General features: G+C 50.4%; 19 protein-coding genes and 2 tRNA genes. 7 read left to right on the forward strand and 14 right to left on the reverse strand.

The window, feature by feature from the left end; all coding sequences use genetic code 11:
* The first annotated feature begins 33 nt into the window (after window positions 1–33).
* Genes MLAB_RS03195 through MLAB_RS03205 form a run of 3 tightly spaced genes read left to right on the forward strand, consistent with a single transcriptional unit; the run spans window position 34 to window position 2,885 of the window.
* On the forward strand, window positions 34–1,284 hold the full coding sequence (locus MLAB_RS03195) for a 3-isopropylmalate dehydratase large subunit (RefSeq protein WP_048061998.1): 1,251 nt from the start codon (window positions 34–36) through the stop codon (window positions 1,282–1,284).
* 3 nt (window positions 1,285–1,287) lie between these two features.
* Window positions 1,288–1,764, forward strand: coding sequence for a 3-isopropylmalate dehydratase small subunit (locus tag MLAB_RS03200; protein ID WP_011832983.1), 477 nt, complete (start codon window positions 1,288–1,290; stop codon window positions 1,762–1,764).
* Complete coding sequence (locus MLAB_RS03205) at window positions 1,761–2,885, forward strand: isocitrate/isopropylmalate dehydrogenase family protein (protein WP_011832984.1); 1,125 nt, start codon at window positions 1,761–1,763, stop codon at window positions 2,883–2,885. The genes MLAB_RS03200 and MLAB_RS03205 overlap by 4 nt, the downstream gene beginning before the upstream one ends.
* Window positions 2,886–2,900: 15 nt before the next feature.
* On the opposite strand, the gene MLAB_RS03210 is transcribed toward MLAB_RS03205, so the two are convergent.
* The 5 genes from MLAB_RS03210 to MLAB_RS09380 form a co-directional block, all read right to left on the reverse strand.
* Window positions 2,901–4,295: an MFS transporter gene (locus MLAB_RS03210; protein WP_011832985.1), complete on the reverse strand. Its 1,395-nt coding sequence runs from the start codon at window positions 4,293–4,295 to the stop codon at window positions 2,901–2,903.
* Between the two features lie 108 nt (window positions 4,296–4,403).
* Complete coding sequence (locus MLAB_RS03215) at window positions 4,404–6,353, reverse strand: Na+/H+ antiporter NhaC family protein (RefSeq protein WP_143702763.1); 1,950 nt, start codon at window positions 6,351–6,353, stop codon at window positions 4,404–4,406.
* Between the two features lie 185 nt (window positions 6,354–6,538).
* Complete coding sequence (locus MLAB_RS03220) at window positions 6,539–7,732, reverse strand: M24 family metallopeptidase (protein WP_011832987.1); 1,194 nt, start codon at window positions 7,730–7,732, stop codon at window positions 6,539–6,541.
* Between the two features lie 139 nt (window positions 7,733–7,871).
* Window positions 7,872–9,515 (reverse strand): dihydroxy-acid dehydratase, encoded by a 1,644-nt coding sequence (ilvD, locus tag MLAB_RS03225; protein WP_011832988.1) that lies wholly within the window; start codon window positions 9,513–9,515, stop codon window positions 7,872–7,874.
* A 103-nt stretch (window positions 9,516–9,618) separates the two neighbouring features.
* Entirely contained in the window at window positions 9,619–10,164 is a 546-nt protein-coding gene (locus MLAB_RS09380) for a GNAT family N-acetyltransferase (RefSeq protein WP_011832989.1), read from the reverse strand.
* 159 nt (window positions 10,165–10,323) lie between these two features.
* On the opposite strand from MLAB_RS09380, the gene MLAB_RS03235 reads away from it, so the two are divergent.
* Both MLAB_RS03235 and MLAB_RS03240 read left to right on the forward strand, forming a co-directional pair.
* Entirely contained in the window at window positions 10,324–11,175 is an 852-nt protein-coding gene (locus MLAB_RS03235; protein ID WP_011832990.1) for a malate dehydrogenase, read from the forward strand.
* On the forward strand, window positions 11,176–13,566 hold the full coding sequence (locus MLAB_RS03240; protein WP_011832991.1) for a DNA-directed DNA polymerase: 2,391 nt from the start codon (window positions 11,176–11,178) through the stop codon (window positions 13,564–13,566).
* 48 nt (window positions 13,567–13,614) lie between these two features.
* Here the strand turns inward: MLAB_RS03240 and MLAB_RS03245 are convergent, their stop codons facing one another.
* The 3 genes from MLAB_RS03245 to MLAB_RS03255 all read right to left on the reverse strand — a co-directional run bounded on the left by MLAB_RS03245 (window position 13,615) and on the right by MLAB_RS03255 (window position 15,571).
* Window positions 13,615–14,541, reverse strand: coding sequence for a DNA polymerase subunit beta (locus tag MLAB_RS03245; RefSeq protein WP_048061999.1), 927 nt, complete (start codon window positions 14,539–14,541; stop codon window positions 13,615–13,617).
* A 127-nt stretch (window positions 14,542–14,668) separates the two neighbouring features.
* The gene (locus MLAB_RS03250) at window positions 14,669–15,436 is read right to left on the reverse strand and encodes an EFR1 family ferrodoxin (protein ID WP_011832993.1); all 768 of its coding nucleotides are present in this window, start codon (window positions 15,434–15,436) and stop codon (window positions 14,669–14,671) included.
* Window positions 15,437–15,487: 51 nt separating this feature from the next.
* Window positions 15,488–15,571 (reverse strand) — tRNA-Leu (locus MLAB_RS03255).
* Window positions 15,572–15,734: 163 nt separating this feature from the next.
* Between MLAB_RS03255 and MLAB_RS03260 the strand changes: the two genes are divergently transcribed.
* Entirely contained in the window at window positions 15,735–16,607 is an 873-nt protein-coding gene (locus MLAB_RS03260) for an SPL family radical SAM protein (protein ID WP_011832994.1), read from the forward strand.
* A 109-nt stretch (window positions 16,608–16,716) separates the two neighbouring features.
* Window positions 16,717–16,789 (forward strand) — tRNA-Gln (locus tag MLAB_RS03265).
* Between the two features lie 23 nt (window positions 16,790–16,812).
* Here MLAB_RS03265 and MLAB_RS03270 read toward each other — a convergent pair.
* The 6 genes from MLAB_RS03270 to MLAB_RS03295 all read right to left on the reverse strand — a co-directional run bounded on the left by MLAB_RS03270 (window position 16,813) and on the right by MLAB_RS03295 (window position 25,155).
* On the reverse strand, window positions 16,813–18,453 hold the full coding sequence (locus tag MLAB_RS03270; protein ID WP_011832995.1) for an ATP-dependent DNA ligase: 1,641 nt from the start codon (window positions 18,451–18,453) through the stop codon (window positions 16,813–16,815).
* Window positions 18,454–18,458: 5 nt separating this feature from the next.
* A complete protein-coding gene (locus MLAB_RS03275; protein ID WP_011832996.1) occupies window positions 18,459–19,301 on the reverse strand; it encodes an MBL fold metallo-hydrolase in 843 nt (280 codons plus the stop codon).
* An 81-nt stretch (window positions 19,302–19,382) separates the two neighbouring features.
* Complete coding sequence (locus MLAB_RS03280; RefSeq protein WP_011832997.1) at window positions 19,383–20,834, reverse strand: alanine/glycine:cation symporter family protein; 1,452 nt, start codon at window positions 20,832–20,834, stop codon at window positions 19,383–19,385.
* 125 nt (window positions 20,835–20,959) lie between these two features.
* Window positions 20,960–21,277 (reverse strand): hypothetical protein, encoded by a 318-nt coding sequence (locus MLAB_RS03285; RefSeq protein ID WP_011832998.1) that lies wholly within the window; start codon window positions 21,275–21,277, stop codon window positions 20,960–20,962.
* Between the two features lie 54 nt (window positions 21,278–21,331).
* The gene (locus MLAB_RS03290) at window positions 21,332–22,504 is read right to left on the reverse strand and encodes a redox-regulated ATPase YchF (protein WP_011832999.1); all 1,173 of its coding nucleotides are present in this window, start codon (window positions 22,502–22,504) and stop codon (window positions 21,332–21,334) included.
* Between the two features lie 170 nt (window positions 22,505–22,674).
* On the reverse strand, window positions 22,675–25,155 hold the full coding sequence (locus MLAB_RS03295) for a CDC48 family AAA ATPase (RefSeq protein WP_011833000.1): 2,481 nt from the start codon (window positions 25,153–25,155) through the stop codon (window positions 22,675–22,677).
* Between the last annotated feature and the right edge of the window lie 110 nt (window positions 25,156–25,265).

The following is a 25,265-nucleotide window of genomic DNA, read 5'->3' on the forward strand; positions in this document are numbered from 1 at the left end:
TAAAAATTATCATAAAAATCGAAAGTGATGTAAATGGGATTGACCATAACTGAAAAAATCTTCTCCGCTCACTGCAAAAAAGAATGCAGAGCAGGAGATGTAGTAATGGCACCGGTCGACGGTGCGATGATACATGATATCACGGGTCCTCTTGCGATCAATGTAATGAAAGAGATGGGTGGAGGCAGCGTCTTTGATCCGAAAAAAGTCATCATGCTCTTCGACCATCAGATCCCGGCTGACTCCATCAGCGCAGCAGAAAATCATGTGATGATGAGAACATTTGCCCGCGAACAGGGCATCTACAACTATGACATAAAAGAGGGGGTCTGTCATCAGGTCGTTCCCGAAAAGGGAAGAGTAAAACCCGGCGATATCGTAGTCGGGTCGGATTCCCATACCTGTGCGTACGGCGCTCTTGGTGCATTTTCGACAGGTATCGGCTCGACTGATATGGCATATGTCCTGAAATTCGGCGAACTCTACTTTAGAGTCCCCGAGACGATCCGGATTAATGCAAACGGGAAATTCCAGAACCGTGTCGGCCCAAAGGACCTCATCTTAACGCTCGCCGGAGATATCGGGGCAGACGGCGCAACGTATCGTGCTCTGGAATTCTGCGGGAATGCATTCTCGGAGATGGACATTCCCGGAAGAATGACCTGTGCAAACATGGCCATCGAGATGGGAGCAAAGGCAGGCATCGTCCCGCCGGATGAAAAGACCTGGGAATATATGCGTGGACGGACCGAGGTCACACCGTTTTCCCTCGCGAGCGATGAGGATGCGGTATTCTTTGAAACACGGAATTATGACATCGCCAAAATCAATCCAAAGATCGCCGTCCCGCATAATGTCGACAATGTCGTCGATGTGACCGAAGTCGCCGGAAAACCGGTCGATCAGGTCTTCATCGGGTCATGCACGAACGGCAGATACGAAGACTTTGCCGAAGCGGCAGAAGTTCTTGGTGATAATGTCTTCTCTGAAGATGTGCGCGTGATCATGGTCCCGGCATCAAAAGCCGAGTACATGAAGGTCCTGAAAGCAGGGCTTATCGAGAAGTTCGTCGAAGCAGGGGCACTGGTTGAAGCGCCGTGCTGCGGTCCGTGTATGGGCGGGGCTTTCGGGCTTTTAGCTCCGGGAGAAGTTTCCCTCTCGACATCGAACCGCAATTTCAGGGGAAGACAGGGAAGTACCGAGAGTTTCGTGTATCTTTCTTCTCCAGCAACCGCCGCCGCCAGCGCGATTACCGGCGTGATCACCGACCCGAGGGAGGTGTGAATCATGGGAAGAGCATGGAAATTCGGGGACGACATCGATACCGATGCGATCATCCCTGGCCGGTTCCTGACGATCTATGATCCAAAAGAGCTTGCATCGCATGCCTTTGAAGGTACGCGCAATGAGTTTGCTGCAAATTCAAAAGACGGCGATGTGATCGTTGCCGGCAGAAACTTCGGCTGCGGTTCATCGCGGGAGCATGCACCCCTTGCACTGAAAGGGGCCGGCATCGAATTTGTGGTTGCAAAATCGTTTGCGAGGATTTTTTACCGGAATGCGATAAACACCGGCGTTTTACCGCTCGTTTGTCCGGATACCGATAAGATTGCCGACGGCGCCGAGGTTTTCGTGAATCTTGGTCAGGCATACATCGAAGCAGACAAAAAACAGTATCCGCTTGAACCGATTCCGGAGTTCATGATGAGAATAGTCGAGGCCGGTGGCCTTGTTGAATACGCAAAAATGCGAGGAAATAAATGACATCATATAATGCGGCATGTATGCCGGGAGACGGCATTGGTCCGGAGATCATTGCCGAAGGAAGAAAAGTATTGGACGCTGCCGGAGAAAAATTCGGGTTCGACATCAATTGGACCGACTTTGATACAGGAGCTGAGAAGTATCTTCAGACGGGAGAGCTGATCTCGGAAGATGAATTAAAAGAGCTTGGGAAATTCCCGGCGATCTACTTCGGCGCTATCGGAGACGACCGTGTCAAGCCCGGAATCCTGGAGAAAGGAATTCTGCTTGCGGTCAGATTCTACTTCGACCAGTATGTGAATCTCCGTCCGATCAAACTCCTGCAGGGAATCGAGACTCCTCTCGCAAACAAGAAGCCGGAAGATATCGACTTCGTGGTCGTGCGGGAAAACACAGAGGACTTCTATGTGGGTATCGGTTCACGCGCAAAGGCGGGTAAACAGAGAGATCATTTGGAAGTCATCCGCGATCTCTACTCGGTCAAATTCGGCGTCGATGTGGAAACCGATTCCGACGAACTTGCCTATCAGATTGGCGTCGTGAGCCGCGAAGGTTCGAAGCGTGTGATGGAGTATGCGTTCGATCTTGCAGAGACGCGGAAGAAAAAGCTGACGTCTGTTGATAAGGCGAACGTTTTAACGGATGTGTACGGACTTTGGCGCGAAGTGTTCGAAGAGACGAAGAAAGGCTACCCGAACGTGACGACCGAATACAACTTCGTTGATGCGATCACGATGTGGTTTGTGAAAAATCCTGAGTGGTTCGATGTTGTCGTCACCCCGAATATGTTTGGAGACATCATCACCGATCTGGGGGCGATGATTCAGGGAGGGCTTGGTCTTGCGCCGGGAGGAAACATCAATCCGAAGGGAACCTCGATGTTCGAGCCGATCCATGGATCCGCACCGAAATACAAAGGTAAAAACGTAGCAAATCCGCTCGCGACGATCTGGTCCGGCTCACTTCTGCTGGATTCGCTCGGCGAACACGCGGCGGCATCGGCCGTCGTCAGTTCGATCGAACATTCGATCCTCAATAAGGCGGTCACAAAAGATATGGGCGGTTCAATGCACACGTCGGATATCGGCGACTGGATCGCAAAAGATATTCTGAGAGGATAAAATCCTCCAACTTTTTTACGGGTCTGCCAACCCACTTTTTTTCACGATCAGATTCGGCACGACGCTTGAGAGAATAAGCGTTATAATTCCAAGGATCAAGCCGAAAGCGGCTGTAGCATGGAATCCGCTCGTCAATGCAGCGGATGATAGATCACTCACCGAGACTCCTACCGATCCGGGGACTGCCAGGGAAAAAACGACGGCATACGCCGCAACCCCTATAACACCTCCAAGAAAATCCGAGGTGATCATGACTGACGTCCCCATCCCGTCTTCACCTTTTGGAGAGAACTGGACAATACGGGTTGTCGCCGGACCTCCCGAGATCCCAAACGAAAGGCCCATGCAAATCAAACCGGGAATAATTGCTGCCGCCCCCCACTCTGGAATTATCAGCAGGAAGATCAGACAGAAGGATATTCGAAACAACGCGGCCATAATGCAGGGCGTACGGCAGCCGATTTTGTCGCTCCATGCGCCGATAGGGATTCCAACAAGCGCTGTCAGAATCGATGCGATCATCAGAAGCATCCCCGACGTCACCGTCGACAAACCTACCGCCGTCTGCATATAATACGGGACCATATACATCACGCCTGAGAAAACGGCACATGTCAGAAGATAGGAAATAGTGACTGAGGTAAATTTCCAGTGCCGGAATATTCTGATATTCAAAAGAGGGTACGGGCTTCGCAGTGAATGGATACAAAACCCTGCAAAGGAGAAGGCAAATACCGCTCCGCAGATGAGAATCGTGGCATTCGTCCATCCAAGGACTGGGCCGCGTTCGAAGAAAATAATCATCGATGCAATCGCTGCAAACATCAGCGCCGTACCTGTTTTATCGAAATGATCGTTCACTGGCTTGCCGTTCGGCGAAGGGATAGCCAGCTTTGCAAGAAGGATGGCAGCGATTCCGATTGGGACATTAATTAAAAAAATCCAGTGCCATGAAAGGTATGCCGAAATAAATCCCCCAAGAGGGGGGCCGAAGGTTAGAGCGATACCGCCGGTCGTCGCAATTACGCCCATCCCAAATCCCCGTCTTTCCTTCGGCAGGAACCTTGTAACAAGCAGAGGCGCCGCCGCTGCGATCATCGAAGCACCCAGCCCCTGCAGAGCACGTGCGGCGACGATGCATTCAAGCGACGGGGATAGAGCACACATCAGAGAACCAAGGGCGAAAATCCCAAAACCGATTGAGAACACTCCACGAATTTTTCCGTTGTCGGCAACTTTCCCGAATGCAAGAATGAATCCTGCCATGAAAAGAAGGTACGCGATTACAATCCACGAGCTTCCCGAGATGTCGATACCGAACTCGGCGGCCATAACCGGAAGAACAACGTTGACAATCGATCCGTCAAGTCCGTCCATAAAAACGGCAAATGCGGCAATCAAAAGCAGCATTTTCTGATGGTGTGGACTTGTGATGACGGAATACACGCTTAAACACGTTGACAGTATGAATACTTGAAATCTGCGAAGTAAAAAGGAAATGGGATGATGTTCCCGAGTTTACTCGAGAAGTTTTTCCGTTTTCGGATCCCAGGTCGGCATTTTTTTGCCGAGGATCAGAAGGGCCGCGACACACAGCGCAGCACCGATTGGAAGAACGATCCAGATTGGAAGGCCAAGGCCGATCAGGAGATATGCCGCTACGGAAATCACGGCGATCGTCATTGCGTAGCCTATCTGTGTTTGAACGTGATCCATCAGACCGCATCCAGAACCCATCGATGACAGAATCGTCGTATCCGAGATCGGAGAACAGTGATCACCAAAGATGGCTCCGGTAAGAACCGCTGATGAGCAAAGCACAATGAAGAGCGGATCTACTGCTTCACCGTTGATAACTCCTCCTCCGATAACGGCTGCAAGAGGGATGCACAGCGGCAGAAGAATCGCCATTGTTCCATACGCAGTTCCTGTTGCAAAAGAGATCAAAGCTGCAATGATGAAGATCAGTGCGGGCACGATCCAAAGCGGGATGGAATCTGAGAAAATACCGGAAATGAAATAGGACGTACCAAGATCGCTGATAACTGATCCGATCGACCAGGCAAGAATCAGGACGATACAGACGAAGACCATGGATTTCATACCATGTGCCCAGGTCTCTATACCTTCTTTCACGGTGAAAATCCTCTGGGCAAAACCCATGATGATGGCAACGATACAGGCAAGAAGACCGGCCTGGAACAGGACAATACTTGCATCGGCAGAACTGTATGCATAGGTGAGGCCTTCAAAGAAGCTCATCTGAGTAAACAATTCCGCAGTGATGGTCTGACCGTTCGGAAGAATGCCGATACCTTCACCTGCCATAATGTAGGATACACCGTTCGTGTAGAAGAGAACGAGCGCCGAGATGATCAGAACGGCGATTGGGATGATTGCATTCCAGATATTTGGCGGGTGAACTTTTCTGGAAGTCGTCAATATGCCGTGGTCATCCTTGAGTTCAGCTTTTTCCGGATCTTTGTCGTAGTCTTCTTCCGTTGCAACTTCGGAACCGGGTTTGATGGTTTGACCGGTTGTACGGGCACGCATCTCCGCTTTTGCCATCGGGCCGTATTCACGCAGAAGGAGGCCGGTTGCCAGCACGAAGAAGAGTGCGAGAATATTGTAGAACCGGTAGGGAATCGTCTCGATGAAGATACCGAATGCGGACATGTCGGTGATGCCTGCAATACTAAGACCGGTGTTGATATTCACGATTTCGGTTCCGATCCACGTTGAAACGAGAACGATTCCTGCGACCGGTGCCGCCGTCGAATCTACGAGGAATGCAAGTTTTTCACGCGAGATGCGGAACTTGTCGCAGACCGTACGCATGATAGGACCAATAATAAGGGCGTTTGCATAATCATCGAAGAAGATGATCCATCCAGACAACCAGATGGCGACCTGTGCACTGCGGGGACCTTTGGCGATCTTGGTGATCAGCGTTGCAAGACCACGCATACCTCCCATACGGGTGATGAGTGCGATCAGTGCTCCGATGACCAGGACCTGCATGAGAATTCCGGCATCCCACCGATCTGCCATCGTTGCGACAAAATAATCGGTCGAGTTCAGGAATGCTCCCGATGCTGCACCAAAAATTGTGCCGGTAACAAGACAGAGGGTCCAGGCCCCGTTAAGAACACCAAGGAACAGAGAAAGAAGAACATTCTTTGTGAGGAATGCAAGAAGAAGAGCGAGCAGCGGGGCAAGAAGTGTAACGAAACCTAATGCATAGGCGAGTCGCATTTTGTCCACTTTGCCAGGATCGTTCACGACATCTTCGGCGTAAACACCGGTGGAATCTTCACCTAGTGTTGCTGCCGGGTGATTTTCATACCAAGAAATAAATCCGGAGTCTTCATCGGGGATTGTGGCGGCCCCGGTATAGGCAAGCGGAATTGCGAAGGCAATGAGAACCACTATAACACTGATGATGCTAAGTAGTTTTTGTTTATCCATAAAATTTATCACACCTCAGGGTTTTCCCTGAATAGGAAAAGATTTAAACCACATCCTATTAATTGTCAGCGATTTATCTGTCATATCATTTTGAAACAGAGTCTTTGAAGAGAACAACTTCAGACAAATTGACTCTATCGATGCGAAAAAATACGCGATGATAAATGGTGATGGGCCTCAGGCCTTCAATCAACCAAGATCATGCCGGGATTATTCCCTGTGAGGCACGCTCCGCCTTGAGGTGTGACGACAAAGGTATTTTCTATCCCAACAATCCCGATATCTTGTATCCCCTTCTTCGGCTCAATAGCGAGAGTCATATTTTCAGCAAGCGGTTCATCGAATCCTTTTGCAATAACCGGCATTTCGTCGATCTGAAGGCCGATCCCGTGACCGAGGAATTTGACCACCCGTTCTTTGTAGCCCATGAAATTCTGTTTGAAATCCTCATCGAGATCATCCATTATCGTCTGATAGATCACCGACGGAGCCATGCCTGGTTTCAGCATCGAGGCAACGGCATTCTGGATATCGACGCATTTGTAGTGCATCTCGATAACCTCATCCGGCAGAGATTTGCCAAACATATAGGTCATCGTTTTATCGGTCTGATATCCGTGATACCCGCATCCTACATCCAGATACACGAGATCGCCGTATTTCAGTTTCCTGTCGGGACTGCCAAGGACCGGAGCATACGGCCCTATACCACGGTTTCCGCTTGCTCCGTTAAAATAGGACGGATAAAGGGAACTCTCGCCGAACCCGATATGTCCCATCCTGACTTCCGTGTCGAACATCCCGAATCGTACGATTCCCTGATGTCCTTCACGAATCATGATCTGATAGAGCTCGGTTCCAAGTTCTGCTTCGCTCATCCCTTCCCGAAGAATATTGGGCACCAGTTCTTCTTTCACATGGCGGTGGATATCCCCGGATTTTCTCATCAGCGTCAGTTCATATTCACTCTTCACCGATCTGACATCTGCAATTATTCGATCAGCTGAAGCGATATGCTTGAACGGGAAATACTTCAAAAATCTCTGCAGGTGGGCATACGAGATTACTTCCGTTTCCGTATACACCGTATCGCCGGTAATGGCCGTTTGTTTTGCAGCATCGCGGAAACTGTCCATTGGCCGAATATCGTTGAATGTTGATTCGTCGAGCGCGCGCGAATAACTGTTTCTTACCCAGAAAACTGCATCATCACGTTTTGGTATCAGAAGAACGCCGTCCTGCATCGTGCCGGTGAAGTAATAGAGATTGACCTTGCCAAAAACCGCTGCATATTCCCAGTCCGGGTATTTATTATCCATCTGAGCATGAAAACGGGCCATCCGGTTTTCAAGTTCAGCGAGAGGGACATTATTTTGCATAACCAGTTTATCGAGAAGAAAGGGATAATACTTGGCATCCGGCAATGCATTCAGACGGCAAAAATATGGCTTCGGTTCCTTGAAGCGAAGATGCACACGCGTCCGATTTAAGTGGAGCTTTCTAAAAAAAATAAAAAAATTATTCAGGCACGGCGCCCTTATCGGCCTGACCAGCGTATCGTGCATATCGTGCAAGCACGCCCTTTAACTCTCTTTCTTTGGGCACCCACGTCTTTCTTCTCTCTGCAAGTTCCGCCTCGTCAACGAGAAGATCCAGTGTTTGTTCATAGAGATCGATCTTGATGATGTCTCCCTCACGAACAAGGCCGATCGGTCCTCCTGCCTTTGCTTCCGGAGCAACATGACCTATACACGGACCACGAGTTCCGCCGGAAAAACGTCCGTCCGTCACAAGAGCTACATGCGTATAGCCAAGACCCATCAGTGCCGAGGTCGGGGAAAGCATCTCCGGCATGCCCGGTCCTCCTTTCGGTCCCTCATACCGGATAACGATCACGTCGCCTTCGACGATCTTTCCGGTAAGAATCGCGTCCATCGCCTCGTTCTCTCCGTCAAAAACCCGTGCGGGTCCCTGATGCTTCCACATCGCATCGATTACTGCTGCCGATTTGATCACCGACCCGTTCGGCGCAAGCGAGCCTTTCAGGATCTTCAGCCCGCCTGCTTTGTGAACGGCATTTTCCAGACTGTGGATCACATTTTCATCCACGTATTTCACGCCGTCTGCGATCGAAAACACTGTTTTTCCCGAAACCGTCATACAGTCGTCAAGATGCGGTCTGATCTGTTTGAAGACCGCGGGGATCCCCCCTGAGTGATATAACGTCTGCATTGAGTGTGGTCCTCCGGGCTGCATCGAACAGATGTGCGGAACGGTTGCTCCCATCTGGGTAAAATCATCAAGGCTCAGCGAGACATCCGCTTCCTGAGCGATCGCCATTAAGTGAAGGACCGTGTTCGTTGAACCGCCAAGCGCCATATCTACGGCGATGGCGTTTTTCAGCGAATTTTTCGTGATGATGTCACGGGGTTTGACATCCTCTTTGATCATCTCAACGATTCTGACACCGCTTTCATAGGCGATCCGGAGTTTGGCCGCATCCACTGCGGGAATCGCCGCACAGCCGGGAAGGGACATTCCCATCGCTTCGGTCATGCAGGCCATCGTATTTGCCGTATATAATCCCTGACAACTGCCGCACCCAGGCATTGCCGCGGCTTCCAGTTCATGAAGTTCCTCCTCGCTCATTTTGCGGGCAGCCACCTTGCCGACCCCCTCGAAAATATCGGTCAGGGAAAGTTCGCAACCTTTGTGATGTCCGGGGAGCATGTTCCCGCCGGTGACGACGATCGCCGGAATATTACATCGTGCCGCCGCCATAAGCATGCCGGGAACGATCTTATCACAAGTGCAGATACAGACAAGAGCATCGAACCGGTGGGCCTGGATCATGAGTTCAACTGAATCCGCGATGTTTTCCCGTGAGGCTAGCGAGTACCGCATCCCTTCATGTCCCATCGCGATACCGTCGCAAATTCCTATCGTGTTGAACTCAAAAGCAACACCCCCGCCTGCCGCAACTCCCTCTCTTACGCGTTCGGCAACCATTCTGAGATGCGTGTGTCCCGGAACTATCGTGTTCCAGGAGTTTGCGATCCCGACAAAGGGTTTTTTCATCTCTTGATCAGAAATCCCGAGTGAGCGTATAAGAGCCCTGTTGGGTGCTCTGGTGTATCCTGATTTCACATCATCGCTGCGCATCTGAATCACATAGATAAAGGTAATAGGCAATAATAAAACAAGCGGCCGAAAATTTCTGATTACTTAAAGGAAAGCTAATGCGCAAAAAAGGAAAGCGGGCTGCTTATCTGTGGTGCAGCCCCTCTTCGTTCAGATTGTCCCAGAAGATCTTTCCGAGAAATTTTAGATCGGTGTATTTTCCGTCAAGATAAAACGCCATTTTTTTGGTTCCTTCCAGTTCGTATCCCAGCCGTTCATACAGACAGACGGCACGCGGATTCGTGTCGGCGACCAGACATTCCATCCGGATAAATCCGCGTTTTTTGGCTTCATCTTCAAGATGCATTATCGCTTTTGTACCGATACTCATCCCCCAGTACGCCGGTTCGATATACAGAAAAAATGTCGCGCTGTGGGATAGCCGGGTTCCGGGCGGCTGGGAATAAAAGCCGGCACCGCCGATTATCCGATCTTTGTAATGCATGCACCAGAGAGAAACGATTCCTGACTGGATGTAAGACCATAATGCCATTGTTGCCTCCATCGAAACCGGCGGGATGGATTCGAAATGCTCTGCAATCTCGGGGATATTGCATAACTCATTGATCCGCCCAAGTTCCGACTCCTGGACCGGGCAAAACCGAACCTGTGCGGAGATACTTTCAGCCATGAGCTAGTGTGGGAAGGCGGATACAATAAATTTATCGTGGGTGAATTCGGGTCGGGGACCCTCGCCGGTGTCCGGAAATTCTTTGTCATTCCCTCCTTACAAAAATCCGCTGTATGAGGTCGCCATAATTAAAGCCCTCCAGAACCAATACAGTACCAGATGACTATAGTTGCATGCCTTGGAGTGGGCAGAATCGGCGGAGAAGTTGCATACGTTTCTGCCCTCAGAAAATTTGCCGACGAACTCGTCCTTTTCGATATCAGCGAACCCCTGCAGCATGCCCAAAAACTCGATATAATTCACGGGATGGATATTCCCGTGTCCACAAACCCTGCCGATCTCAAAGACGCCGATTACTGTATATTTTCTGCCGGCTACTCGCGGTCCCCCAACATAAAAACGCGTGCCGATCTTTTTGATAAAAATCTCCCGATCGCAAAGGAATCTTCGGAACTTCTGAAAGGATTCTCCGGCAAACTCATCGTCGTTACAAATCCTATGGATGTTTTTACCTGGTACTTTGCCAAAAAAAGCTGCCTTGACGAAAGTCAGGTCGTCGGGTTCGGCGGTCTTCTCGACAGCAGAAGATTCACCGTGGTGCTTCGCTCAATAGGAATCGAAGCAGAGGGCCAGGTCCTCGGCGAACACGGCGAACACCAGGTCCCGCTCTTTTCCAGTCTGGACATCGACATTCCTATCCCGGTAAGAGAAGAGATCCTAACCGGTCTTCGCGGCTCTTCGATGCCGGTCATCAAAGGAAAAGCAGGTACGGTTTTTGGCCCGGCATATCACATCGCCTCCATGCTGGAAAAAATCGAAAAGGGAGAAAGAATCATCTGTTCTCTTCCGGCAAACGGTGCTTACGGGATAGAAGGCTGTTCACTTGGACTGCCGGCTGTCGTGACGCGTTCCGGCGCAAAGATCGATGAAAGTCTAAAATTCGACCCTTGGGAAATGGAAAAACTTCATGAGGCTGCGGATTTCCTACAGGGACTTTGCAGGAGAGTATAGATGGAAATTGCCATCAATCAGGCAGAATACTCAAATGCTCCCGGAGGTCCGGTTGTTCACATCTTTGGAAGAGAAGCGGACGGGACCCCTCATCAGCTGAAAGTCACCGGATTTCGTCCCTACTTCTGGGTTCGTGAAAGCGAAGCAGACAAACCCCACACGGAAAAAATTGACGTTACGCAGGATCGCGGGGTCTCCATCAAAGGCGAACCTCTTCGCCGGATATATACGGAAAAACCCGGCGACGTCAGAAATATCAGGGACAACTACCACCATTTCGAAGCCGACATCCCGTTCGCCACCAGGTTTCTCATCGACACCGGCCTTACCGGCGGTGTCCGTGCTCCGTTGGACGAGTGTTCTTTTACCGAACTCTCACCGGCAGAGGTAATATCCAGACCGCGGGTCTGTATGTGCGATATTGAGTGTGATGACAGAAACGGATTTCCCGAACCGGAACGCGATCCGATCATCTGTATAACCTGTCACGATTCGTTCGACGATCAGTATACAACGTTTGTTTTGAATGGAAAAACCAAAGGCGGATACGGCAGCGCCGAACCTCTTGCAAGCGGATGTTTTTCCAAGTGTCATACAATCATTTCCTATGACACCGAACGCGATCTTTTCGCAGGCTTCATCGATTACATCAAGGAGAAAGATCCCGATATTCTCTCCGGCTGGAACTTCATCGACTTCGATGCCGAGTACATCCTCAAGCGTGCCGAAACCCTAGGTTTCCGTTCCGAAGTCTTTGCCCGGATGCCCGGAATGACCGAGCGAAATGCGATGAGGGGACGTGTCATCTTCGATCTTCTCGCAGCATACAAGAAGATGCAGGGAAGTCAGAAGGAGTCGTATCGTCTCGACGCCGTCGCCGAAGATGAACTCGGCGAGACCAAAGTCCGGTACATTGGAACTCTTGGCGATCTCTGGGATAACGACCCCCTGAAGATGGTAGAGTACAACTTCAAGGATGTCGAGTTGTGCGTTGGGATCAACAGGAAGAACAACATCATCGAGTTCTATCAGGAAGTTGCCAGATATGTGGGCTGTCCTCTGGATAAAACGCTGAACTCTTCGAACGTCATCGACATCTATATTCTCAGAAAAGCGTTCGGCAAATTTATCCTGCCGTCCAAAGGAAACGCCTCGGGCGAGGAGTTCGAAGGAGCGACCGTTTTTGATCCAAGTAAAGGTGTTCGGGAGAACGTCATCGTTTTGGATCTGAAATCGCTCTATCCAATGGCTATGATGACGTTGAACGCTTCTCCGGAGACGAAATCCCCCGATGGCGAGATCCATGCCCCAAACGGGATACGGTTCAGAAAATCTCCGGACGGTCTGACCCGTTCGATCATCAGCGAGTTGATGGCAGAACGCGACGAACGGAAAAAACTCAGAAACAGTTTTCCGTTCGGATCTGATGAGTACACTCTGTACGATATGCAGCAGAACGTGCTGAAAGTGATCATGAACACGTATTACGGAGTCTCGGGTTTCTCCAGATTCCGGTTGTATGACCGGGACATCGGAGCGGCCGTGACTTCCGTAGGCCGTGCGATCATTCAGCACACGAAACTCGTTATAACCAAGCGCGGGTATGACGTGATTTACGGCGATACGGATTCATGTTTTGTGCAGATACCGTTCACGTCTCTTGAAGATACGATGAAAATCGCCCGAGAGATCGAGGAGGAACTCAACGCAAGCTACCTGTCATTTGCACGGGAGACTCTCGGCGCGGATATGAACTTCTTCTCGATCAAGTTCGAGAAGATCTACCGGAGATTTTTCCAGGGTGGTGCAAAGAAGCGGTATGCAGGACATCTGATCTGGAAAGAGGGACAGGATGTCGATAAAATTGATATAACCGGGTTTGAGATGAAGAGATCCGATTCGGCACAAATCACTCGCGAAGTACAGGAGCGTGTTCTGGAGATGATCCTGAAAGGAAACGGCAAAGAAGACATAAAACAGTATCTGCCTGAGGTTCTGACGATGTACCGCGCGGGAAAATGTCCGCTTGAAAAGGCCGGCATCCCAAGCGGGATAAATAAATCTCTTGCCGATTACGCTCATCTAGACGCGCACGGACGTGGGGCCATCTACTCGAATACCTATCTTGGAACCGACTTCAAACGCGGCAGCAAGCCCAAGCGGCTTTACATCAAACGGACATATATGCCTGAAAAGTATCCAGATACGGATGTACTCTGCTTTGAGTATCCCGATCAGGTTCCAGAAGGAGCGTTCGAGATCGACTGGGAAACGATGCTTGAAAAAACGATCCAGGCACCGCTGAACCGGATCTTCGACGCGCTCGGGTGGGACTGGGATGAGTTTGACCCGACCAAGTCACGAAAAACGACGCTGGATATGTTCTTCTAAATTTGGCACAGGAGTTTAGTATAAACTCCCGCACCTTTTCTAAAAAAATTACTGATCGAGCAGAGTTCTCGAGACGATGTACTCGCCGTGGGCTTCGCGGGTCGTTCCGACGATAAGCCAGGTCTGATCCCCGTGCTCCTCGACGACGCCCTTTGCTTCCAGCGTTTCTCCCGTGAAACACTGGCCGCAGTAGGTGTGCGTGAAAGATAAGACCATGTCGATCTCTTCGTGGTCGACTTTATAGATCCCGGGCGAATCGAATGCCAGACTTGCATCGGTGACTTTTGCTTCGATCGTCATCACGCCCGTTTTTTCGCCGAGCGTGATCGGCGGAACGGATCTGATATTGTCGTATCCTCTTGAGTAGAGCAGATCGAAGTAGGTCCCTTCGAACTCGCCGCGGTTGAACTTCCGGCTCTCGTGCAGAACGAAGTCGTCGAAACTGATGTCGGGGACCCGCTTCCGGTAAACTTTCTGCCACATCTCTTCGCTCATCTCCGGGATCTTTCCCGCCTTCACCGCGGCCATCAGCTGCTCGCGTGCCAAAAACCAGGCCGAGCCGTAGACGACCATGTCGATGTCGGACGCGGAATTTTCCAGACCCGCAAGCAGGGATCCCGTGCATCCAAAGGTCATTGGGGGCAGATCAAAGTGGGAAAAAAGCCGGGCGACTCTGGGGTTTCTCGCAGCAATGTTTGCCGCTTCTTCTTCGGGCTTCAACACACGCACGATGTCTGAGAGGGGAACACGGTGTACCAGATCAAGGTATTCGGGTTTGTGTTCTTTGACCCAGGCAAAGGCGTCGGCAAAATCGTATTTTTTATATCGGATCCCGGACGGCGCTGTTCTGTCCCCGTCCTGTGTCGGGACATAGCGCAGCACGCATTCGGCGCGGGAATCGTTTTCATACCCCGAAACGGCGTAAAGACAGCCGTCTTCGGTCATAACAAAATCACGTAAACGAATCGGTTTCATAAAAATACACGGCTCTTTTTTTCATCTATTCGGGTAAATCCAGGTAGGGAAAGTTTGTCTCCATTTTTTGGCATTTTTCGATCTAACATGTTTCATTCACCTGTTTTTCGATTGCGTATCTATAATTTCAGCTATTAGACTCTATTATTTCTTTTAGAGTCACATGTTCATTTTTAAACCGGGAATCCGGATTCTTCTCGGATTTTAGTTTAATTGCTTTTTTCGGACAGAGATTGATACAGGAAAGACAAAATTCACACGTATCTCCATGAATTGGTTTACTGTTTACCTGCTCTTTGTCAAGTGAAATATTATCCCGCGGACACACCCTGACACATGTCCCGCAATTACTGCAGTCATCATTAATTGAGAATTTTTTTGGTGAATTATACTCGGGAAGGATCTTTGTCACTTGTTGAAATCCACTCGTTAAAATGGCGTCTAATACTGAACCTTTATTGATGTATTCCTTACTTTCAGAAATATCCTTTAGTAAGACGCTCAAATTTTCTTCTATGTTCTTCTGCTTTTTTTTCTGTTCTTCAACGTCAAAAATCGGCAGATAATTATCAACCATCAAAAGGCTGTTTGCATAGTTTATAGAGATGCCATGCTTTTTTGCGTAGTTTGCAAACCAGCCAACCCCATTTGATATCATATTGCCGTATGTTAAAATAGCAAAGATATACGGACTTTCCAGGGTCACCTTCTCTACAAATTCACGTACGATTTTCGGAGCAGCTAATCCGTAACAGGGGAATATGATGCCGATTTTCTCATCTTTATACCGCAATTCATTGCTTCTTAGAACCTTTGGTATGGAATAGAGCTCTCCTTCAAATCTTTTAGCAACATATAAACTGTTTCCAGTGCCCGTAAAATAAAATATTTTCATGATAAACTCCCTTAACAAATATGTTCAGGTTATTCATTTGATTGAGAAAAATGCGAGGGAAGGGATTCGAACCCATGAACTACTGAAGACCAGATCTTAAGTCTGGCGCCTTTGGCCTGGCTTGGCTACCCTCGCCTACCCTATTACATTGATGTTCCTACATAAAAAAGAAAGCGGAAATATATCCGCAGAAGAGTGCCCGCGAAAGAAAGATTCAACCATTCAGACCCCCATAAAATCAACAGAGCGATGGAAAAAAGTATGCCGCACAAAACGGCTGTTTGAAGAGGAAAATGCCATGCACTATGTAAAATCCAAAGGGATCTTATCGGCCAATAACGGGATGAACCTCTACCGCGGGTGTTCCCACGGATGTATCTATTGTGATTCGAGAAGCAGGTGCTACCATATCGACCACGCGTTTGAAGACATCGAAGTCAAGGAAAATGCCATCGAATTACTAAGCGAAACCCTTCGACGCAAGCGGAAAAAATGCATGATAGGCACCGGATCCATGACGGATCCCTATATTCCGCTCGAGATGGAGCTTGAACATACGAGAAAAGCCCTGTCTTTGATAGAGCAATACGGCTTTGGATGTACGCTTATAACAAAATCGAACCGCGTTTTGCGGGATATTGACCTCCTGAAAAAAATAAACGACAAAACGAAATGCGTCGTCCAGATGACGCTGACCACATTCGATGAGGATCTCTGCAGAAAGATCGAGCCGAACGTAAGCACAACAAGGGAACGCTTCGAAGTCCTGAAGCAGCTGCGGGATGCAGGCATCCCAACGGTCGTATGGCTTTGCCCGATCCTGCCGTTTATCAATGATACGAAAGAGAACATTGAAGGGATTTTGGATTACTGCAGAGAAGCAAAAGTCTACGGCGTTCTCTGTTTTGGCATGGGACTGACGCTTCGCGAAGGAAACCGGGAATACTTTTACCAGCAGCTGGATAAACATTTTCCGCACCTGAAAGAGAAGTACATGGAGAAGTACGGGGAAAGTTACGGAATAGAGAGTCCAAAAAGCTCGGAACTCATGAAAGTATTTCATGAAACATGCGAACAAAACGGCATCGTGCACGACAACGACCGGATATTCGCATATCTGAACACGTTTGAAGAAAAACACCGCGACAAACAGATGAGCCTGTTCGAATAAGATAGTATTCGAAAGACCTCTCGTGGAAAAATCGGAAATCTACAAATACTTTCCAGACCGACATGTCTGGAGAAGATAGTGCAGACCGCATGCGTCTTTTAATTCGCCAACTCCTGTAGTGTAGTGGTCAATCATTCCGGCCTTTGGAGCCGGAGACGGTGGTTCGAGTCCGCCCAGGAGTATCGGCCTGTTTTTTTGTTCGCGTTTACTCTTCCTTATTCTGCAGAGAATACCGGCGGGTCAGGCTTTCCAGCGTCTCGATCTCCGAGACATCCTTGTCGTCCCTAAGCCTGACAAAACGCGGGAACCGGAGAGCATACCCGGCCTCGTAATTCGTACTTTTCTGCAGTTCCGCATACCCCACCTCAAAGACCACATCCGGTTCGAAGGTCACGGTCTTTCCCTTTTCGGCAATGATCTTGTCTTTGAAAAGATCATACAGGGTCGAAAGCATAGAGTCGTCGATACCGGTCGCCACCCGCGAGATCTCCAGAAGGTCGCCGTTCTCATCCTGACAGGCAAGAAGGAACGAGCCGAACATCTTCGCACGTTTTCCTTCGCCCCACTCGGCCGCCGTCACCACCAGGTCGATCGTATCGACCTCGGGCTTGATCTTGATCCAGAGCTTGCCACGATTTCCCGGAAGATACGGCGAGTCGAGCACTTTGAGCATGATCCCTTCATTCCCATTGTCGAGCGAGGAGTGGTAATACGCTTCGATCTCTTCTGCGGAGTCGCTGACGAGCTGCGGTGCGACATACGCATTCATGACGGATTCAAGGATCTTGCGCCGCTCCCTAAAGGGCAGATCGATCAGGGTCTCTCCGTCGGCAGCAAGGATATCGAACACCCAGGGAAGAAGGGTGATTGCCTCCTGCGCATCCCCGACATCATGCTTCCTGCGGATCCGCCGAAGGATTGTCTGGAAAGGCATGGGTTTTCCATTCATGATCGCGATCACCTCGCCGTCGATGATGACGTCATGATCGGTCGCCTTATCCAGCATCTTAACAACATCGGGAAGTGACGCCGTCATCTCTTCAAGACGCCTGGAGTAGATCGCACACTTCCCGCCGGATTTATGGAACTGGAATCTGCTGCCGTCGTATTTGTTTTCCGCAGCGAGTGTTCCATGCGTTTCGACCATCGAGGTGATGGAGCCCTGCTGGGCAAGCATCATTTTTACCGGGCGAAACGCGGTGATATGAACATTGGAAAGCCGGGAGGGGTCGGTTTTTGCGAGGAACGCCACCTCTCCGAGGTCGTTGAGAGCCTGATGAGCGTGTTCGACAATGTCTGACGGAACGCCGAACGCTTTTGAGACCGCGTCTTTTACGACGCCTTCTCCAACACCGATCCGCATCTCTTCGAGCATGAGACGGGCAAGGTATCTCCCCTCAAGCGGCGTTGCGTTCGAAAGAAGATACTGGGCGGATCTCAGCCGCTCCTGCTGAGATCGTCTTCCCGAGGATTTTGCCATCTGCAGAAACCGGGCGTTCACATCCAGAAGATCCAGTTCTTCCGAGAAAAACATCGTCTGCTCCCGTTTTTCGATAAGACTCTCGACGACTTTACCGATATCACCTGCGTTGTTGATCGCCGAGACCACATAACTCCGCTTTTTACCGATGACGTAGGCAAGGGCATCATACAAAAGATTCGGGCCGAACCCGAGCTTCTCGGACGACCAGTCGGGAAAGAGTCTTCCCCGCATGAATCTGACGAAGACGGGCAGTTCCTCTTCGGTGAGTAGAGGAAATTTTTCGGCCAGAATATCGGCCGTCGCAAGACGCGAGGATGTTCCCTCGATCGTATTACATATCTCTGCAAACTCGACAAACTGCATGTTCTTTACACCTCGAACCGGACAAGGCGGCGTTCCCGGTAATCCGCAAGCTGATCACTGACGTAAATTTCCGTTCCGCTCTCGCCCGCCGCAGCCAAAGCCATCTCGCGGGCAATGTTCGGACGGTTGTAATTTTCCGAAAGATGCGCAAGAGCGATGATCCCGACGTCCTTCGAAAGCTCGGCGATGCATGCCGAGGAATTTTCGTTCGAGAGGTGCCCGTCGTTTCTGATACGGTCTTTCAGGTACCGCGGGTAAACCCTGAGAACGCACCTGTTTCCCTGACATTCCGCTCCGCACGCCCGGCAGACTTCGCATTCCGGGAACTGATCGCTTTTCATCGCTTCGGAGCAGTAGTTGCTTTCCAAAACGACGGCATCGCAGGCGGAAAGGATCGTTTTCATGGTATCCGAGACCTCGTGGGTGTCGAGACAGATCCCGATCCGGGAATCTCCGTCGTCGATAACAAACCCCGTCGGCTCGGCCGCATCATGATATGCCCGAAACGTCGTGATCTTCAGACCGCCTGCCTGAACCGGGACATGTTCGCGGCAGATGACGCGTTCCGCGGTTGCCGGAATGATATTTCCATATCTGAGTGCGTCAAGCGTGCCGCCGGATCCAAAAACCGGAACATGTGCGGCTTTTACAAAAGCTTTCGCTGATCTGACATGATCCGAATGTTCATGAGTAATGCAGAGCCCGCGAAGATTATCGGTATTCAGGCGCATACTCTGCAGTGTCCGCATAAGATATCCCAGCCCCGCATCGATTACGATCGAATCGGTGTCGTTTCCAACATAGATACAGTTTCCTTTACTCCCGCTCGCAAGAAGGACGCAATCCATTACACAGTATTGGATTTACTAAGAGAAATACTCAGAGGAAAATAAGAGTGAAAAAATAAGTAAGTAATCCTATGGATTGGATCACTTCTTTTCTTCTTCGGACCAGCAGGTAACACCTGTTGAGTCGGAAAGACAGGATGCGTTGAAGACCGGCTCCATGACACCGTCGGCTTTCTGGTCGAAGTAATCTTTGAGTGCTTCAAAGGCGTGTTTGCCAAGGAAGAACAGGACACCCATGTTGAAGATACCCATAAGTGCCTGGAAAGTGTCTGCAAGGTTCCATGCAAGACCCATGGACATCATGGATGAGATGAAAACCATCGCAACGATCGCAACACGGAGAACAACTACTGCTCCTTTCTTTTCGGTGATGAACTTCGTGTTCGTTTCACTCATGGAGTAGTAACTGATCAGACTGCTGAATGCAAAGATCAGCATGAAGACCGCAATGACATACGGGCCGGCGGCTCCAAGGAAGGTAGCGCTCATTGCTTCCTGAACAAGGGCTGCTCCGGAAACAGGGATGCCGTCGTAGCCTGGGTAGGCAACGTTGGTGTAGATGATGACCACAAAGGCGGTTGCCGAACAAACGACGAGTGTATCGATTAAAACACCGACAGACTGCATAAGTCCCTGCTTTACCGGGTGTTTAACATCTGCGGACGAGGAGACGTTCGGGATAGAACCGATACCAGCCTCGTTCGAGAACACACCACGCTTCAGACCCCACATGATGGCTGCTCCGATTCCTCCGCCGACGAATGCCTGAACACCGAATGCGTAGGAGAAGATCGTCTGGATGACGAGGGAGACCTGAGTGAAATTGACGAGGACGATCAGCAGACAGAGTAAGAGCCAGATGATTGCCATTGCCGGAACAAGCCATGTTGAAACTTTTGCAACACGTCTGATACCGCCGAAGACGACTAAGGCTGCAAGAACGGTGATGATGACCGCAAAGACGATCTGCGGGGTGTTGAACGCATTCGAGAAAGCGAGCGTTGCCGTGTTAGCCTGCACACCGATGAACATCAGACCGTAGGTGATGATGATCAGAATTGCGATGAATGCTGCGAACTTCGGTTTGCCGAGACCATTCTTAATGTAGAATGCCGGACCACCGTGGAAATGACCGTCATCCTTCTTTTCTTTGTAGATCTGACCGACCGTCGTTTCAACGAAACTGGTTGCAGCGCCGATCAAGGCAAAAATCCACATCCAAAAAACAGCTCCGGGACCTCCCATGACAATTGCCACGGCGACACCGGCGATATTACCGACACCGATACGTGCGCCCATACTGACGCAGAAGGCCTGGAACGACGAGATCGTTTGTTTGCCTTTTTCTGCGCGTAATCCGGTAAACGCAACTCTGCATGCTTCACCCAGACGATTGATCTGGACGCCTTTCGTTTTGACGGTAAAGTATAGACCGATACCGATCAGGAATACGAATGCTATATACCAAGCATACATATTGACGACGTCGTTCACTGAGTTAACAGCGTCGTTAATTGCCTCTAAAACACTCATGAGCTAAAACGTTTCTCTATAATGCATAATTAACCCGTATGATTCGTCTGCCGAAAAGAGCTTTTCAAAAAAAGAAATTATCCGATCAGTATTCAAAAAAATGGCTGAAATCCTTGATCGAAATATCACAGAGAGTCAAGCGAGACGCTGCCGAAATCGTCGGAGTTCTGGGGAGCAGTGATGCCGAACGCGGACTGACCTGCCCAAGTGTCGAGGGAGTTTGCCACCTCGACCATGTAGTCAAGAATATCGATTGAAAGTTCGCGTTTGGTTTTGCTGACCTGCATCTGCTCAACGAGGAACCTCAGCCTTTCGGGAGACTCCATTCTCAGTTTGGCAAGCGAAATCACGCACATATAGATACGGGTCAGATTCCTGTCGGTGCCGGTGATCGTATCGAAAAACGCCCGGAGGACCTGAGCCTGATAGACTTCGCTTCCCATAAGTATTCTACATTAGGGAGTTATCCGATATATAGATTTGCCAAAAAAGAGGGGTTATTTTGCGGTACTGACGATCTTGATGATGTCGCCGGACTTCAGTTCGGTCGTATCCTTGATCCGCATCTTCGTGCGGGCATCGACCGCATACAAAAATCCGTTCCCGATATCCGTGTGGACGCGGAATGCCATGTCTTTGGGGTTCGATCCGATCGGCATAAGGAATGCATCCGGCAGGACCTGCCCTTTCGCATTGCAGTATTTGTTGTCGTCTTCCACCGGGTAGACCACGATCATGCCGATATCCTCGAAGACGATCTTGTTTAAGATCTCCTGAACGCCGGTGCTTCCGAACTTTTTCATGTGCTCGGCGATCATCGTCAGGGCTTTTACCTGGGGTGCGGAAAGTTTTGCTCCCTCGATCGGAGCGAAACTGGAATCTCCCGGAAGATATCTCAGGATCTTTGCATGTGCGGCACTTTTCAGAGCAAGTTCGCCGGCCGCGATCGTCGGGACGGCGCCGAGAACCTTGAGTGCCTCGATGTTTTCATCAGAAGCAAGATCGGCCTTGTTTGCCGCAATGATCATCGGTTTTGAAACGCGGAGCAGAACTTCGCACATCTTCTCGATGTCTTCCGGCGTTGCCTTAGCGAGATTGATCCCGCATTCGTCGACCGCCTCTTTGATCTGGATCGCGTTGATCCGAAGACCCGCAAGTGCTTCCCCTAAAAGATCGATCAGGACCTGCTCTTTTCCCTGCGCCTGACGGACGAGCCGGGGACGGTGCTTCTCGACGATCCCCGCCATCCACATGGCGAACTCGTAGCGCAGAAACTCGACATCTTCGATGGGGTTCCGGGTCCCGATATCGACCGGGTTTCCTTCGGCGTCCGTGCTTCCGGAAGCGTCAACGACCTGAATGATCGCATCCGCCTCGCGAAGGGTGTCGAGGAATTGGTTTCCAAGACCGCGGCCTAAATGCGCATCGGGGACAAGGCCCGCCACATCGATGAGTTCGACCGGAATAAACCGGTTTCCGTCGATACATTCAGTACATCCTTCGATCCCGAGTTCCTTACACGGACATCTCGTCCGAACATAGGCGACCCCTTTGTTCGGGTTCACGGTCGTGAACGGATAATTGGCGATATCGACATTTGCAAGAGTCAGCGATTTATAAAACGTTGATTTGCCGCAGTTTGGTTTTCCAGCCAGTGCAATTTGTAACATTGTGTATCTTTCCTTGTATCGAGGTATCTCTGACCTATAATTAGGGCCGATGAACTCTTATGTGTTGTGTAGAAGACCAAAGTCAGTTTTCTGTGAAATGACTCCGGATGTCTTCTCTTTGAACATGAACAAACGAGGCTCGGGTTGGGTCCCGGGCTGCTCGGTGTTCTTTACTGGTACTCGATCAGATTCTGCGCTTCTTTGGGCAGTCCGCCTTTGAATCTCTGCGAGATGGAGATGTAGTATTCTCGCACCCGCTCGTTCATTGTTGGATGGATCTTCTTTCTCGCTTCGGCAAAATCGTCCGCGGTGACAACGTTCGCCTGATTTCTGAGTGCATGCATTGCTGCTTCACGGCAGAGTCCTTCAAGATCCGATCCTACATATCCGGCAGTATCTTCTGCAAGTTGTCGGATCAGTTTTGTTTTTTCCGGATCACTGAGGGTTACGGCATGTTGTCGTAAAACTGCCGCAAGACGTCTTCTCTCTTCGATAAGGGAGAGAGGTGTTCCTTTCGTATATTTGCCGGCTGCCGTTTTTATCTGTTTGATGGTTACGGATTTTCCGGAAAACTTTGCGCCCAGAGATTCGAGTGAAGCCTCGTTCAGCCCGGAGACTTCTTTCACCGCTTCATCGAATGATGATCCTTCGATTGGCATATTCTGCATGTGGACTGCAAGGATCTCTTTCCTGTCGGCCTCTTCGGGTTCTGAAATATAGACGAGCCTGTCGAAACGTCCGCTCCGGAGAAGTGCCGGGTCGATGATATCCGGACGGTTCGAGGCTGCCAGGATCATCACATCGTTCAACTCTTCGATGCCGTCCATCTCCGTCAGGATCTGGTTGAGGACGTTTTCTGTCGTTCGACTGCCGTCGGAAGCGCCGCGTGACGGCGTTAAAGAGTCGAGCTCATCAAAGAAGATGATCGCAGGAGCGACCTGCCGTGCTTTTTTAAAGATGTCTCGAACAGCCTTTTCGGATTCACCGACCCATTTCGAAAGAAGTTCCGGTCCTTTCACAGCGATGAAGTTGGCGCCGCTTTCATGAGCGACCGCTTTGGCGATCATGGTTTTGCCGGTTCCCGGCGGCCCGTAAAGGAGGACGCCTTTTGGCGGACGAATACCGAGTTGTGCGAAGACCTCTTTTCTCGTGAGCGGGAACTCCACCGATTCGCGCACATCGCGAACCGCGTCCCGGCTTCCTCCGATATCGGTCCAGGAAACGTCTGCGGTTTCCAGAGCGATCTCCCGCATCGCTGATGGGGCTACCTCTCGTGAAGCGAGGATGAAATCCGACGTTGTGACTTCCAGTTTTCGCAGGACTTCTTCCGGGATCTTTTCATTGTCGATGTCCGCCACATCGATCTGCCGGCGTAATGCCCGGATCGCAGCTTCGCGTGCCAGAGCGGCGAGATCTGCCCCGACAAACCCTTTTGCCTGCGAAGCAAGCATCCACAGCAGTTTGTCCCGCGATGCTTCGTAGTCTGCGAGTGCCTTCTCAAGGACGGTCTCGGACGGCTCGCTGCTGCGCAGCTCCTTCAGCTTTGCCATCCCTTCAAACGGCATGTCTTTTGTGTGGATCTGGAGGATCTCCATCCTGTCTGCTTCGGCTGGAACGCCGATCTCGATCTCCCGGTCGAATCTTCCCGGTCTCCGAAGTGCAGGATCTATCGCATCGGGCCGGTTCGTTGCACCGATCACGATGACCTGCCCCCTGTCCGTAATGCCGTCAAGCATAGTCAGAAGCTGGGCAACCACGCGCCGCTCGACTTCGCCGTTTACATCCTCGCGTTTCGGGGCGATCGAATCCAGTTCATCGATGAAGATGATAGAGGGGGCCTCCTCCTCTGCCTCTTCAAAAATCTCTCTGAGTTTCTGTTCCGACTCACCGTAGTATTTGGAGATGATTTCGGGACCCGCGATAGAAATGAAGTGTGCTCCGCTTTCATTTGCTACGGCCTTCGCGATCAGCGTTTTACCGGTTCCCGGCGGCCCGTAAAGAAGGACGCCCTTCGGCGGTTCGATCCCCATCGTTTCAAACAGTTCTGGGTGACGAATCGGGAGTTCGATCATTTCCCGAACGCGTTTCAGTTCTCCTTTCAGTCCGCCGATGTCCTCATAGGTTATTGCTTTGGTGCCATCGAACTCATCATCGTCATTGAAGACGAGCTCCGTCATTTTATTGAGTATGCAGGCATTTTCCGGTTCAATTGCGGATACCTTGAACTCAAGAGGGGGTCCCGGGTGGAAAGTTTTTATCGGGATGATGTCATCCAAGGACACCGGGAAGTTGATGAGCGATATAAGATAATCATCCTCTTCATCGGGGAATGCTGCTGATATTTCCGACGGCGATACAAGAGTAACCGATGTGGCCGGGATCTCCTCCTCGACTTTTTCCACGGTTACCCGGTCTCCCGGATTGACGCTGGCATTTGCCCGGGTATATTTATCGATCCGGATCTTTTCCATATTCCAGTCGCTTTCAAACGAACGCCATACTTTGGCAACGGTGGAGGTTTTTCCGGTGATCCTGACCAAATCGCCAGGACTGACGTTCAGCGCCTGCATAGCTGATGGGTCAAGACGTGCCTTCCCGTTCCCCTGATCTTCCGGGTAGGCACTGTCCACCTTGAGTGTGATTTCCGGCATGATAGATGTATATACGATGGGTGTCGTTAATAATTTTCTACAGCGGGATATCCAGCATGCGCTGTCTTGGATTGGATACAGGATAAACAGCACGCCGGCTGAAAAGAAAA

It is taken from the genome of Methanocorpusculum labreanum Z (genome assembly GCF_000015765.1).
GTDB classification, from domain to species: Archaea; Halobacteriota; Methanomicrobia; order Methanomicrobiales; family Methanocorpusculaceae; genus Methanocorpusculum; species Methanocorpusculum labreanum.